The organism is Trichococcus shcherbakoviae (genome assembly GCF_963666195.1).
Taxonomy (GTDB): Bacteria; Bacillota; Bacilli; order Lactobacillales; family Aerococcaceae; genus Trichococcus; species Trichococcus shcherbakoviae.
In genome coordinates this window covers 568812-582587 of record NZ_OY762653.1, presented here as the reverse complement: position 1 = coordinate 582587, position 13776 = coordinate 568812, and the positions used below count along the sequence as shown (strand labels likewise).

Sequence of the window (13776 nt, the reverse complement as noted above, 5' to 3'; positions counted from 1 at the left end):
GGAACTGGGCAATGCGGATTGATGACCTCTAAGTGTATAATTTTTCTATGCAAAACTATTCTTTTGTTGAAATAGTCAAAAAGAAGACCTTACAATACAACTAAAGGTTGGTAGCCAATTTAGTGTAGAGGAAGGTCTTCATGGAAAAAATTATAGCAGAAATTCACCACATAATAAAGGATTCAAATCATGTGCTTGATGCAGAAACTACGCTTCAGGCTTATTTCTCAGATCTTGTAAGTCAACTCATGAAGGAGGCCTTAGAGGCCTTGGATAGCGAGTTGTACGTTCCGTTTAAAGCGGAAGGATGGCGTATCGCCAACAGGGATTCACGCACGATTACTTTCACATTCGGTACAGTCGAGTTTATGCGTAGACGTTTAAAGAAGAAAGGTGAAAAGAGCTTTTTCCCACTGGATAACATCTGTGGCTTCAATAAAAGCGAGCGCTACTCTACCCTTTTACAAAAGCAAGTGGCCGAACTTGTGACTGGCAGCGTCTACCGCGGTGTGGCCGAAGCCGTCACTAAACTGACTTCGTTCAGCATGAGCCATGGAACAGTGGGCAATATTGTGAAATCGGTAGGAGAAAAGCAAGCGCAGTGGGAGAAACAAAACTTAGAAGAATACGAAGTGGCCTTACCCGAAGAACAGAAAGAAGTACCTTTTCTCTTGGTAGAAGGCGATGGGATCGTCATTAAAGGCAAGGGGAAAAGAAAAGAAGAGATCCACCGAGTCCAAATAGCAGAAGGCGTCACAACAAGCGGGAAAAGAAAGAAACTGAAAAATCCGATATTTGTGTCATCGTTGAAATCAGCGAAAGATGCATGGGAGAAAGCAGCGATTTATTTAGGGAGTCATTACGATCTCAAAAATACGGTAGTCATTTCGAACACCGATGGTGGCTCAGGTTATCGGGCAGAGGACTGTGCCATGGCAATTGGTGTGTGTAAGGAACATATCCATCAGGTGGATCGCTATCACGTTCACAAAAAGATTAAGAGCCGTCTTTCTTGGTGTCCAGAGATGGAACTGCCGCTGAAAAAGGCCCTATGGTCCTATGATTGGGATTCGATTGCGATTGTGTTGGATACGATTGAAAGTAAAATCTCGCTAGAACAGGAGAAAGATCAAAAAGAGGAGTTACGACTTTTGGCAGCCTACCTAGAAAGAAACTGGGCGTATCTTCGTCCGTTAAGAGAAATCGAATCCTGCAAAGGAATCCGGGGAATTGGAAGCTGTGAAAGTAATCATCGACCTTACAGCTACCGAATGAAAGGTAATGGGAAATACTGGAGCCATGATGGCGCTCGGGCGATGGTCTCCATCATTGAAGGTAAGAAGATGGGAACCCTAGAAAAAGCGTTAACGGAGCCAGTACGTACCGTTCCGGAAAGTTTAGCGGTAAAACTGAAATTCGCAGTCAGAAATGCGTTAAAGAAACATTCTGGCAGAGAGAGGACACCCGCTAGACAGGCTGGTATACCAGCGATGAACGCGACCTGCAGCATGGGAATGATGAAGAAAATATTTGCGAGTTAATCAGAATTTTCTTCAAATCCTCCGGGAATACAGTGAATTACGCTTTTTGATTCACTGTATTCCCGGAGGGAAGGGCAAGCGACGCGCGCCAAAGCTTCAGGGACAATATTAAAACAATTTCAAATTGGCACTACAAGTAAGGTTTCTGAACTTTGCATAGAAAAGATTGACACATACTGATGACCTTTCCGGTTTGGCAAAATCTGGAATAATCGGTATACTGTAAACACGAACATTTACCGGTCAGAAAAATAACCATTCTTGATAAGCGAGGGATCATCGATGAACAGTGAAGAATTAGTTTCAAGAGCAAGAACGGTCATGCAGCATGCATACAGTCCCTATTCGCATTTTCCGGTAGGAGCGGCAGTCCTCTATAAGGACGGCGAAGTGATCGAAGGCGTGAACGTGGAAAATGTTTCCTTCGGCGCGACAAACTGCGCTGAGCGGACCGCCTTGTTCACCGGAGTGACGAGAGGCTACCGCAAAGACGACGTCGCAGCCATCGCCATCGCCGGCGACACGGATACGTTCCTTCCGCCGTGCAGCATCTGCCGCCAGGTGATGGTGGAATTGTGCGGGTACGAAACACCAGTCTACCTTTCAGACAAGCACGGGAAAATCAAGGAGCTGACAATCAAAGAGTTGGTTCCTTACGCCTTTACCGATTTGGATATGTAAAAAAACAACTGCGGCCCACCTATTACTGGTGAACCGCAGTTGTTTTTATTGGTTTTGGAGCGATTGCGTTCCTCTGGAATTTACATTTTCAGGAATAATACATAGGCGATCGTCATCATCAGCAGCAAATGTGCGCTGATTCCGCCGAGGCAAAGGTAAAGGGTATCCCGTTTCGTTTCGTTGATCGTCTGGTACAGGCTGGCGATGAACGTCACCAGATAGCTGGACAGATGGACCAAGAACAACAACAGCACCGGAACCGCCATCAGGATTGGGGCGATGAGGCTGATCACAAACGCAGTGCCCAACAGCAACAAAGCAAAAGCGTTCATTCCTGCATATTGCGTCATCCAGTTGTGGAAGGCGTGGCGTCTATGCAAAAAGAATGTCTTGATGAGGTACGCCAAGAATGGGTAAAGATAATAGAACGCCAAGAACAGCAGGAAATTCTTCATGAACCAAACAACCGGTTCGACCTGGAATGTGACTGTCGGAAGCAGTGAAATCTGCGAAAGCAGATCATATTGATTAGCCAATGCGACCGCAATCCGGGTCACTAATCCAGCTGAGAGCAACGCCGATAGGACAAAGGTGAAGTAGCCGTATAGATTGTGGCTTTCTCTGCGCGATTTTCGGGTCTCCGCTGGGTCTTTCATTTTTTTCCACAAAAAACGCACATAGCGGATGAATTTATTCAATGCTTCATTGAAAGAGAAAGCCTGCTTTTCAGCGCGCGAAGCCGCTTCAGCCGTTTCATCATCCTCATCAGCCGTCAGGTCGACAAAATTTTCCGTGTTATCTTCGAATAAAGTGGATTGATAAAAATCATCTTGATGGATTGCGTCCGAACCGGAAACATCCGACCCGCACATCGGACAGATCAAAGCCTCTTTCGGTATGCGATTATGGCAATAGGTACATATCTTCATCGGTTTTCTCCTTCTCACTGGTAACTAACTTCTAGAATAATTCAGTTTGTAGGATATAGCAAGGTTATTTTTGCGACAAATATTTTGTAATGGAACGGATAATTCGGTATGATAATGATAGTATTAATGAGAGGAATGATGACTTAATGAAAATGTTACACACATGCATCCGCGTGCAGCACCTCGATAAATCGATCGCATTCTACAAAGAGGCTTTTGATTTCCGCGAGAAAAAGAAACTGGATTACCCTGAGCACAAGTTTTCGATCGTCTACTTAGGTTTGGAAGACGATGACTACGAGTTGGAGTTGACTTACAATTACGATCACGAACCGTACAATATCGGTGACGGTTACGGCCACATCGCCATCGGGGTGGATGAATTTGAAGCCCTCCATGACAAACAGGTGGCTGCCGGATTCAACGTGACCGACTACAAAGGCTTGCCTGATTCATCCGTAAGATACTACTTCATCACCGATCCGGATGGCTATAAGGTTGAAGTCATCCAGAACAAATAGGGCTGACCTATGGAGAAAATGACCAAGTATAAATTGCTTTTTATCGGCGACAGCATCACCGATGTCGGCCGCAACCGCAACAATTCGGATTCGTTGGGGAAAGGCTATGTGGCAATGATCGCGAAGGCTCTTGCGGACAGAGGCGATTCCGAACACTATCAGCTCATCAACCGCGGCATCAGCGGCAACCGAATCCATGATATAGCGGAAAGATGGCACAGCGATTGCGTTTCGCTCGAACCCGACGTCGTCACTATGTTGATCGGCATCAATGATACGTGGCACAATGTCGGCGACGAGAGTGTGTTCGCGACCAAAGAGGGCACTGAACAGTTCGAAATGCATTACCGTCATCTGTTGGCCTCCTTGAGGAAAAAATCGGATGCAAGGCTCATTCTGATGGAGCCGTTCGTCTTTCCGTATCCGGAAGACCGCAAAACTTGGCGGATCGATTTGGATCCGAAACAGGAAATCGTCAAACGCCTGGCCGAAGAATTCGATGCCGACTGGATCGGGCTGGATGCCTATCTGAATGAAATCGGTGCTGTCGAGGGATATGAAACATTATCGAATGATGGAGTCCATCCGACCAAAAAAGGGCACCGTCTCATCGCCGATGCTTGGCTGAAGCAATTTTACGAGGGCGGGAAAGAATAAGTATTATTGAGCAGGCTGTCTGTAACCCTAAAAAAAGTCTTGCTTTTTCGGTTTCTGCATGATAAAATGTTTTACATGCGATGAGGCGACGAGCAATCAGGTGGGTTCGCCCATTCCGCTCAAGCGGCGAAGTGATTGCAAATCAAACGGGACATACGTGCTTGCACAACCACAGGATGTGGATGTTTGATGGTGACTGCTGTGAACAGTCCCATCCATGGGTTTACCCATGCCGTATCAGAAGAAAGGGTCGGAAAGTTGAACACTTAGGTGTTTACCTTTCCGGCCCTTTCTTTTTGTGTTGGCGTGGAAAAGGCCGTCAGCTCCGGTGAGGGCCGGTTCGCAGGAGTTGACGGCCGCCAAAGACACCTCTCCTCATGCTAGGTGGATAGGTTACACTTAACTGGACAAATTCATTGAGGTCTATATAATAGAACTTAATATAATCAAAAGGAGAATATAATCCCCATGACACCACGTCCAAGAAGAACCTATACCGATGACTTCAAAAACCAGATGGTACTCCTCTACCAAAACGGCAAGCCGCGAAAAGACATATTGGCCGAGTATGAGTTGACCGCATCAGCTTTCGACAAATGGGTACGCCAATCCCAATCGTCGGGCTCATTTAAGGAAAAAGACAACCGTACTCCCGAACAGGAAGAAATGATACGCCTACGTAAAGAAAATGAGCGCCTAAGGATGGAAAATGATATTTTAAAGCAAGCGGCGCTGATACTCGGACAAAAATAAAAGTTATCCAGGCAAATGCCGGTAAATACCCAGTATCAGCGATGTGCGAATGCCTAGATATCGCCAGAAGTACCTATTACTACGAAGCCAAGAGTAGCCCATCCGATGATGAATCGCTAACAGAAGAAATCCAGGAAATCTTCCGAGCCAATCGGCGTACCTATGGCACGCGGCGGATCAAGAAAGAGCTGTCCAAAAAAGGTAAAGTCGTTTCTCGCAGGAAAATCAGCCGCATCATGAAGAAGTTGGGACTACAATCCTGTTACACGGTAGCCCACTATAGGGTCCATCAACCGAAGAGCAATGAATCGGATCTGGGGAATACGCTGAACCGTGAATTCAAAACAGCCAATCCACATGGCGCAATCGTTAGTGACCTGACTTACGTCAGAGTTGGGAAGAAGTGGAACTACTTGTGTGTCCTGCTCGATCTGTACAACCGAGAAATCATCGGTTATTCGTGTGGTGAGTACAAAACGGCAGAGTTGGTCCTGCAAGCTTTCCATACAGTCAAGGCCCCTTTGTCGTCCATTCAGCTCTTTCATACGGACAGGGGCAGCGAGTTCGATAATCAACTGATTTCTAAACTATTGGATACTTTCGACATCGTCCGCTCCCTCAGCGCCAAAGGTTGCCCTTACGACAACGCTGTTGCCGAAGCGACCTTCAAATCAATCAAGACAGAATTCGTATACCAAGAAACATTCGAAACAATAGCAGAACTTCAGATTAAGTGGTTTGACTATGTGCATTGGTACAATCATATCCGTCTGCACAGCACATTGGACTACATGGCCCCTGTGGAGTACCGCCGCCAATTGGCGGAAGCAAACTGCGAATAAAACAAGACGAGGCTGGCTTGCGTACCATTGACATGGAGGGGCGGCAGGATAGGCTTTGGGGCTGGCCCATATTTCGATTCTTGAAAATTTGGAGACAGGCCAGTTTATCCTACCGCCAGAGGCTCCGTGTCAATGGCAGCCGTGTATACCCTCAAATCATTTTTGACACCTTATTATTTTTGTCCGAAAAAGTGTTGACAGTCCAAGGATCGCTTCGCCGGAGGAGAGTGCGCTAAAGCCATGCCACCTCCGATGAGGGACGCTTCACCGGAGAAGCGCCCGGTTTCTCCGTCTTCTCCAGCTGATCTCCGGCCAAGCCACCTCCGCCACAGCAGGACCATAAATATGTAAGGGCTTTATTAGGAGCAGCGGCCGCCATGCGGTATAATCTAAGTAGGAAACTTAGGAAAGATTGGAGGCGCCTCAATTGAAAAAACTGAAATTATTGATACTATCGCTGCTGTCATTCTCGCTGGTGGGTTGTTCATTCTTAACGACGGAAGAAACGAGTGTTTCGCAACAGGACGCTGCCGGAGTAGACAACGTGACGACCGAAATATCCAAAATGGATGGGGAAGTCGGATCGGGTTTGCTCATCGGCGAAAAGGTAGTGACCACCGTCCACCTTTCCTATGAAACGTTGAAATATGATGATTCCATCGCCTATCTGAAGGAAATCGTCGGTAAATACGGAGCCTATGTGGAGTACTCCTATGAATCCAGCGGCGGCGACATGTTCTACACGACCTCTTCATTGACCCAAAACTATCGTCAGGGCAGCTACACGATCCGGATTCCGAAAGATTCCGTGACAGCCTTCCTGGACGATCTGGAGGGCGGACTGGGAACGAAAACCAGCGAGCAGCAAGGCAACGAAGATGTCACGCAATATTATGAAGACACAGCCACGCGCATCAGCGTGCTGCAAAGGAAAGAAGAGCGCCTGCTGACACTGCTTGAGCAGGCAGAAACGGTAGAAGAGATCCTTACTATCGAAGACAGTCTCAGTGCGGCCATAGCCGAAAGGGAAATGCTGCAGTCCGAATTGGACAACATCGACGATCTGATCGACTATACGGCTTTGTATCTGACTGTTTCCGAGCGTTCGCGCATTTCGAACAACCAAGGCGGATCGGCGCCTTTCTGGGGTCGCGTCAAGGATGCTTTCACCGATTCGCTTTATTCCTTCTACTATTGGCTGCAGGATGCCGCTATCTGGTTCATCTATGCGCTGCCGTTCTTCGTAGCTGTCCTGATGCTATTACTGCTGTTGTGGGCGATCAAAAAACTGTTCGGCAAAACGATTTGGGGCAAGCAAAGAGCTGAAAAGCAACTCTTGGAAAGAAAACAGATTGAAGAGCGCCGGAAAGAACGGTTTGAAAGGACCCACCCAAGAAAACCGGGAGGAACAACCGTTGCATCCAAACCTACCGTAACACCACCGATATCACCAACAGATACTGCGCCATCTGTTCCGGAAACGCCGACAGCTAAAAATGATGCGTCAAAGGAAACAACCTCTGAAGCTGGAAACAGCGAAGATCCTTTGGAACCATAAGCTTAACAAATACTATTGAAACAAATAAGAAGCAGCCACCGAATCTTAGCGGATTCGGCGGCTGCTTCTTTAATATTCTGGATACTGAACACATGACATGAAAAATCCTACGAATTTTTCAGGACGATTCTTTCGATGACGTTGGCCGCAGCCTCAAAGGAATCGGTGGCTCGCTCAAACCGATCGTAGATGTTCGTCGTAGCCATTGTCGTCAGTGCGTCTTTCTGTTCGACAAACAATTTTTTGACCGAACGGGTATACAGGGAATCTCCCCGTTTTTCAAGACGGTTAATAGCGATGATGGCATCTTTGATGACTTTTGATTTCTTGAAATTCTTCAGATCGTTGATGGCTTCGTCAAGACTCAACGCGCTTTTTTCGATGATCTCCATGAACTTCAACATTTCTGGCGTGATTTCATGGATCTGATAAATATCGATGTGGATGAGCGTGTCTTCGATGGTGTCGATGGTCGTATCCAATTCACCAGCCAAGTCGATGATGTCCTCGCGTTCGAGCGGAGGCAGAAAATCGCTGTATAGGTAACTCATCATCTTATGCTTCTTTTGATCCGCTGCATGTTCGATTTCATGCAGTTCCTTGAGCCGGGCTTCCAGAGTCTCCAGATTGTAATCATTTAAAATGCTGGTCATCAACTTGGCTGCGGAAACGGCCATTGCGGAAACTTCGATGAATTCTTGATAGTAACTGTATTCTTTTGTTTTTTTTCTCTTAAGCATAGTTGCAATCTCCTCAGAATATATTCATGAATATAAGCGCCATCAGGTAACCGACCAGACCGCAGCCCGGAAACGTAAGCACCCAAGCCCACACCATTTCTTTGACGGTGACCCAGTTTACGGATGATAGCCGTTTAGCAGCACCAACACCCATGATGGCAGTCGTTTTTGTATGGGTGGTGCTGACCGGCAATCCCCAGATGGATGAGAGCAAAAGACAGGCAGCCGCGCCGACGTCCGCGCTGAAGCCTTGGTAACCTTCCAGCTTGACCATGTTCATGCCCACCGTTTTGATGATCTTGTAGCCACCAATGGACGTGCCTAAGGCCATCACTAATGAACAGAGGATCATGAGCCAAAGAGGGATGATGAATTGCGTCGTATCGCTGTTCCCTTGGCCAAGAAAAATTCCGAGCATGAAGATTCCCATGAATTTTTGACCATCTTGGGCCCCATGCATAAATGCCATCGCCGCTCCGCCAAGGACTTGGCCTTTTTGGAAAAACGGTCCTGTTTTTTGCCGCTCCTTATCTTTGCAGATGGCGGTAGTGATCTTAGATACCCCAAAACCGAAGCCGAAGCCCAGTATGGTTGAGAGGACCAGACCATAGATTACTTTGATCCACTCCGATCCGTTGATGGCGCCGAATCCACCCTGCAGCGCAATCGCAGCACCTGAAATTCCCGCAATCAGAGCGTGACTCTCGCTGGTCGGAATTCCAAAGTACCAAGCTGCGGTCGCCCAAAGCACGATTGCGAAAAGAGCGGCGCAGAGGGCGATAATCGAAAGCTTCGGGTCGTTTCCGAAATCGACCATGTTCGCGATTGTTTGAGCTACCGTCGCGTTGATTGACGTCATCACGAAGACGCCGAGAAAGTTGAAAACGGCTGCCATAAGAATGGCTTTTTTTGGAGCGATGGATCTGGTGGACACACAAGTTGCGATTGCGTTCGGAGCATCGGTCCAACCGTTCACCAAAATCACACCCAAAGTCAATACCACTATGATCAAAAGAATAGGGTTCGTCTGGATGCTGTCGATAAAATCCGAAAATGTAATTGTCATAGTTTGCATTTCCACTCTTTCTTGAATAGCGTGCTCAAGTTGATGAAACCGTTCTCTTAAATTTCGGACCCGGTGCAAAATACAGCCGGATTCCAGGTTAGGCAGAGGGCAGCACGTTTGATGATTCCGCTATTATATTGTTAGATATTGCACATCATTCATTTTACTCCTACCTGACCAAAAATAGAATAGCTTTTTTGAAAGAAACATAGCGGGCGGAAGGCTATTGTTTCCGTTTTTGGAAGTCGGTGTCGAAACGAGCACTGTAACAGTCACAAGAATGTTGAAATATAATGCTTTACCGTATCCATGCAGCTTCTAATATATGGTAAAATAACAGAATAGGAGGGTATATTATGGTAAAGAGAAAACTGTATATCATTTCATTAGATGCATTTGGTGCCAGTGACTTAGAATTTGCCAAGACGCTGCCCCATTTCCAGGAAATATTGAACAGAAGTGCACTCGTCAAAGAAGTGGAGTCGGTTTATCCTTCTTTGACATACGTAGCCCACACTTCGATTGCAACAGGGATGAATCCGAATCGTCATGGAATCATCCACAATACACATCGGCAACCGGAAAGGCAGTCTCCAGACTGGTATTGGTATGCCAAAGAAATAAAGAAGGCGACCATATTTGATGTCGCAAAGAAGGCTGGGTACACAACCTGCACGTTGCTTTGGCCGGTGACGGGAAGAAGTCCTTCCATCGACTATAACCTCGCGGAAATTTTTCCGAACAGGCCATGGCAAACTCTGGTGATGGTTTCCGCTTTTGCCTCCAGCACAAAATATGCGCTGGAGATGAACAAAAAATACAGCTCATTGCGAAACGGCATTGCCCAACCGGAACTGGATGATTTTGTGACGGCGATTGCGGTCGACACGATCAAGACGAAACAACCGGATCTGATGGCCGTACATCTGGTCGATCTGGACAGCATGCGTCACCATTATGGCGTCTTGAGCGACCAAGCGAAAGAAGCCATCGTCCGGATGGATCGCCATCTCGGTCAAATCATCGATGCGATGAAAGAAATCGGCATCTATGAGGATACTGTGTTGGCAGTGCTGGGCGATCATTATCAAATCGATACGCATACGGTCATCCGCCCAAACCACCTGTTTTTGGATAAAGGCTGGCAGACGATTGATCGCAAAAGGAACATCAAGGACTGGAAAGTATTGGCAAAAGCCGCGGATGGGGCTTGCTATATTTATCGGAAAGACGTCAGCATCACCAATAAAATGATCTTGGATGCATTGAAAGGGATCGAAGGCAGGGTTGAAACCATCCACTCGGCCGCAGAAGCCAGGAAAATGGGAGCGGATGAGAACTGCCTCTTCATTCTGGAAGCAAAACCGGGTTATTATTTCGAAAGCGACGTGCTCTATCCTTTCATGGAAAGCACCGCCAAAAACCTTCCCGACCGAAGACTGCACAGCGCAACGCACGGCTTCAGTCCGAAAAAGAAAAAATATGCTACGACGCTGATGGTTTCAGGACCCGGAATCGACAAGAATGCCGTTGTGGAAAAGGGCAATCTGATAGATGAAGGGCCGACTATCCTGCACGCAATCGGGCTGAAATTTCCGGAAGCCACGGATGGAAGGATCATCAATAAAATATTTCTATAATCAGGAGGATTTAATCGTCGCATGATCAAAGTAGTGGGAGCAGTAATAGAAAAAGAGGGCAGAATTTTCTGTGCCAAAAGAGGCCCGGGGAAAGCATTGGCCGGCTTGTGGGAATTTCCAGGAGGAAAGCTGGAAAACGATGAAACGGCTGAAGAGGCCCTTTTCCGTGAGATGGAGGAGGAGTTTTCCTGCCGAATCCTGGTTAAGGAAAAGCTTCTCACAATCAAGCATCCGTATGATTTTGGGACCGTGGAGTTGACGACGCTTCTCTGTGAATTGAACGAGGGCGAACCGCAATTGTCGGAGCACACGGAAATGCGTTGGGTGAACATTTCAGAATTGCCCGAGTTGGGGTGGGCGCCGGCAGATGTGCCTACGGTGGAGCTGTTGCTCCGGCGATTGTAAATACATAGTAAATATAATCCTGAATTGTAAAAATTATGCCACAATCTTTGCAAATCAGGATTTTCTTACTATATAAATGTAAGCGCAAACATCCATGTAGTAAGGGAGAATTGAACATGTGAAAATATTAACTAAATCTATTTGTGTATTTCCATGTTCTTATTTGTAAGTGAATCCCAACAAAATGTTGTAACAGTAAGCTTTGCAGAATGTGTTTTCATTGATTTCTAATAAAAAATTCATTTTTACAAGTTACTGGGATGCTGTATAGTGATATTCGTGTCTTTGTTTCGGACAGCGTTTACAATGTTGTTTTTATGTAAAAAAACTATTAAGGCTGATAGATTATTACTATCAGTAAGGGAAACGGGTTTCAATATATTTATCATGGATTATGGCAAAATCATTTATAAAATGGTATCATGAATATATATTAATGAGAGGATCGGGTATGATTAAGTAAATCATAATTAGGTCGTTTTGTTACTGCAATATAATTGTAAGGGAAGTGTCTGGATGAGTGCAAAAATGAACATACTTAAAGAGTTGGAAAAAGAGATGTATTTGTTCAACATCGGGGAACATCTTGAAAGCTACCGCTTTTTAGGAAGTAAACAACGGACAGAAAATGGGATTGAAGGATGGCGGTTCACAGTTTGGGCGCCCGATGCAAAAACCGTTTCTTTGGTCGGGGATTTTACTGAGTGGAAACCCGTAGAAATGCAAAAAATCGGCAAAACCGGAGGCTGGTCGCTCTTTACAGTGGATGCGGCACAAGGGGACTGTTACAAGTATTATATCGAGGACAAAAACGGCAAAAAGAAATATAAAATCGATCCCTATTCTTTCGCTTATGAAGTCCCGCCAAAAGACGCCTCAGTCGTGTTCGACATGCCAGAAAAAAAATGGAAAGACGGCAGATGGGCCGCAAACAAAAAAAGAAAGTCCATCTACCAAAAGCCGCTTAACATTTATGAAGTGCATTTCAGTTCCTGGAAAAAGCATGATGATGGCAGTTGGTATTCCTTTAAGGACCTTGCTGAAACGTTGATTCCATATGTGAAGGAAATGGGCTACACGCACATCGAATTCATGCCTTTGATGGAACATCCGCTGGAAGCTTCTTGGGGCTATCAAATCACCGGTTACTTCGCGGTGGCTGCACGTTACGGCAATTTGCTCGAATTACGCGATTTCGTGGAAGAAGCGCATAAAGAAGGGGTCGGGGTCATCATGGACTGGGTTCCCGGACACTTCTGCAAAAATGATTATGCTTTATCCAATTTCGATGGCACACCGACTTTCGAGTATGCTGATCCGAACCGCGCCATCAACAATCGTTGGGGGACGTTGAATTTTGACTTGGGTAAAGCGCAAGTGCACAGCTTCCTGATTTCGAACGCGATCTTCTGGCTCCAGGAGTTCCATTTTGACGGAATCCGCGTCGATGCCGTTTCGAATATGCTTTATCTTGACTATGATGAAGGTCCATGGACACCGAATGAAGACGGCAGCAATCATAACCGTCAAGGGATCGAATTCCTGAAGAAGATGAACACAAAAGTTTTCGAACGCCAGCCTGATACCTACATGATTGCAGAGGAAAGCACTGCCTGGGCCAACGTCACGAAACCTATCGAGATGGGCGGATTGGGCTTCAACTATAAATGGAATATGGGGTGGATGAACGATACGTTGCGTTTCTTCGAAATGGATCCATTGTTCCGAAAAGACAATTTCAACCTGATCACCTTCTCATTTATGTATGCTTTCAATGAGAACTTTATATTGCCGATTTCCCATGATGAAGTGGTCCACGGGAAACAGTCCCTTTTGGCCAAAATGCCGGGTGACCGCTATAAACAATTTGCGGGCTTACGGACGCTGCAAGCCTACATGATGGCTCACCCAGGGAAAAAATTGAATTTCATGGGTAATGAAATCGGTCAATTCCTGGAATGGCGCTTCTACGACCAAATCGAATGGGGTGTCTTGAACAACGAGTTCAATCCGGAGTTCCAGCATTACATCAAAACATTGAATCATCTATACAAAGAAACGAAAGCCTTGCATGAAGTTGATGATGCAAATACTGGTTTAGAGATTCTGGACGCGGACAATAGCTCGGAGTCAGTCCTTTCCTTCATAAGAACAGGTGATAAACCGCGCGACTTCCTGATTGTCGTCTGCAACTTCACACCTGTAGAGCGTCGCAATTTCCGAGTGGGTGTGCCGTATGAGGGCCACTACGAAGTATTGCTGAATACGGAAATGCAGGAATTCGGCGGTACTTGGACGGAAAATCTGCCTGAAATGGTCACCAGCCTCGATGGCATGGATCGCCAACCGTTCTCGATCGAATTTACGTTACCCGCATTAGGAGTTTTGTTCATCAAACCAAAACGCGTTTTTGGTGTTAATAAATAGATCTACAGATAGTTAT

General features: G+C 46.2%; 12 protein-coding genes. 9 read left to right on the top strand and 3 right to left on the bottom strand.

From position 1 onward, the window contains the following. The first annotated feature begins 140 nt into the window (after window positions 1-140). Together ACKPBX_RS02745 and ACKPBX_RS02740 are read left to right on the top strand one after the other, a co-directional pair. The gene (locus tag ACKPBX_RS02745) at window positions 141-1541 is read left to right on the top strand and encodes an ISLre2 family transposase (RefSeq protein WP_319995042.1); all 1401 of its coding nucleotides are present in this window, start codon (window positions 141-143) and stop codon (window positions 1539-1541) included. Window positions 1542-1823: 282 nt separating this feature from the next. Further along, on the top strand, window positions 1824-2222 hold the full coding sequence (locus ACKPBX_RS02740; protein WP_119093470.1) for a cytidine deaminase: 399 nt from the start codon (window positions 1824-1826) through the stop codon (window positions 2220-2222). A gap of 80 nt (window positions 2223-2302) precedes the next feature. Here ACKPBX_RS02740 and ACKPBX_RS02735 read toward each other — a convergent pair whose 3' ends face one another. Beyond that, window positions 2303-3151, bottom strand: a complete 849-nt coding sequence (locus tag ACKPBX_RS02735; RefSeq protein ID WP_140185171.1) for a zinc ribbon domain-containing protein — start codon at window positions 3149-3151, stop codon at window positions 2303-2305. A gap of 146 nt (window positions 3152-3297) precedes the next feature. On the opposite strand from ACKPBX_RS02735, the gene gloA reads away from it, so the two are divergent. The 4 genes from gloA to ACKPBX_RS02715 all read left to right on the top strand — a co-directional run bounded on the left by gloA (window position 3298) and on the right by ACKPBX_RS02715 (window position 7482). Next, complete coding sequence (gene gloA / locus ACKPBX_RS02730; RefSeq protein ID WP_319995926.1) at window positions 3298-3672, top strand: lactoylglutathione lyase; 375 nt, start codon at window positions 3298-3300, stop codon at window positions 3670-3672. Window positions 3673-3690: 18 nt separating this feature from the next. Then, window positions 3691-4329 (top strand): SGNH/GDSL hydrolase family protein, encoded by a 639-nt coding sequence (locus ACKPBX_RS02725; protein ID WP_319995925.1) that lies wholly within the window; start codon window positions 3691-3693, stop codon window positions 4327-4329. Between the two features lie 468 nt (window positions 4330-4797). Beyond that, a protein-coding gene (locus ACKPBX_RS02720; RefSeq protein WP_319995477.1) for an IS3 family transposase occupies window positions 4798-5924 on the top strand; the annotation gives its coding sequence in 2 pieces (ribosomal slippage) (window positions 4798-5047 and window positions 5047-5924; 1128 coding nt in all). Between the two features lie 427 nt (window positions 5925-6351). Further along, the gene (locus ACKPBX_RS02715; RefSeq protein ID WP_319995924.1) at window positions 6352-7482 is read left to right on the top strand and encodes a DUF4349 domain-containing protein; all 1131 of its coding nucleotides are present in this window, start codon (window positions 6352-6354) and stop codon (window positions 7480-7482) included. 107 nt (window positions 7483-7589) lie between these two features. Here the strand turns inward: ACKPBX_RS02715 and ACKPBX_RS02710 are convergent, their stop codons facing one another. Both ACKPBX_RS02710 and ACKPBX_RS02705 read right to left on the bottom strand, forming a co-directional pair. Beyond that, window positions 7590-8222, bottom strand: coding sequence for a DUF47 domain-containing protein (locus ACKPBX_RS02710; RefSeq protein WP_319995923.1), 633 nt, complete (start codon window positions 8220-8222; stop codon window positions 7590-7592). Between the two features lie 13 nt (window positions 8223-8235). Continuing rightward, window positions 8236-9288, bottom strand: a complete 1053-nt coding sequence (locus ACKPBX_RS02705) for an inorganic phosphate transporter (RefSeq protein WP_086627586.1) — start codon at window positions 9286-9288, stop codon at window positions 8236-8238. A gap of 356 nt (window positions 9289-9644) precedes the next feature. Between ACKPBX_RS02705 and ACKPBX_RS02700 the strand changes: the two genes are divergently transcribed. From ACKPBX_RS02700 to glgB, 3 genes are all read left to right on the top strand, one after another. Beyond that, the gene (locus ACKPBX_RS02700; RefSeq protein ID WP_319995922.1) at window positions 9645-10928 is read left to right on the top strand and encodes an alkaline phosphatase family protein; all 1284 of its coding nucleotides are present in this window, start codon (window positions 9645-9647) and stop codon (window positions 10926-10928) included. A 21-nt stretch (window positions 10929-10949) separates the two neighbouring features. Continuing rightward, complete coding sequence (locus tag ACKPBX_RS02695) at window positions 10950-11333, top strand: (deoxy)nucleoside triphosphate pyrophosphohydrolase (RefSeq protein WP_319995921.1); 384 nt, start codon at window positions 10950-10952, stop codon at window positions 11331-11333. A 516-nt stretch (window positions 11334-11849) separates the two neighbouring features. Beyond that, a complete protein-coding gene (glgB, locus tag ACKPBX_RS02690) occupies window positions 11850-13760 on the top strand; it encodes a 1,4-alpha-glucan branching protein GlgB (RefSeq protein WP_233436828.1) in 1911 nt (636 codons plus the stop codon). Window positions 13761-13776: the final 16 nt, after the last annotated feature.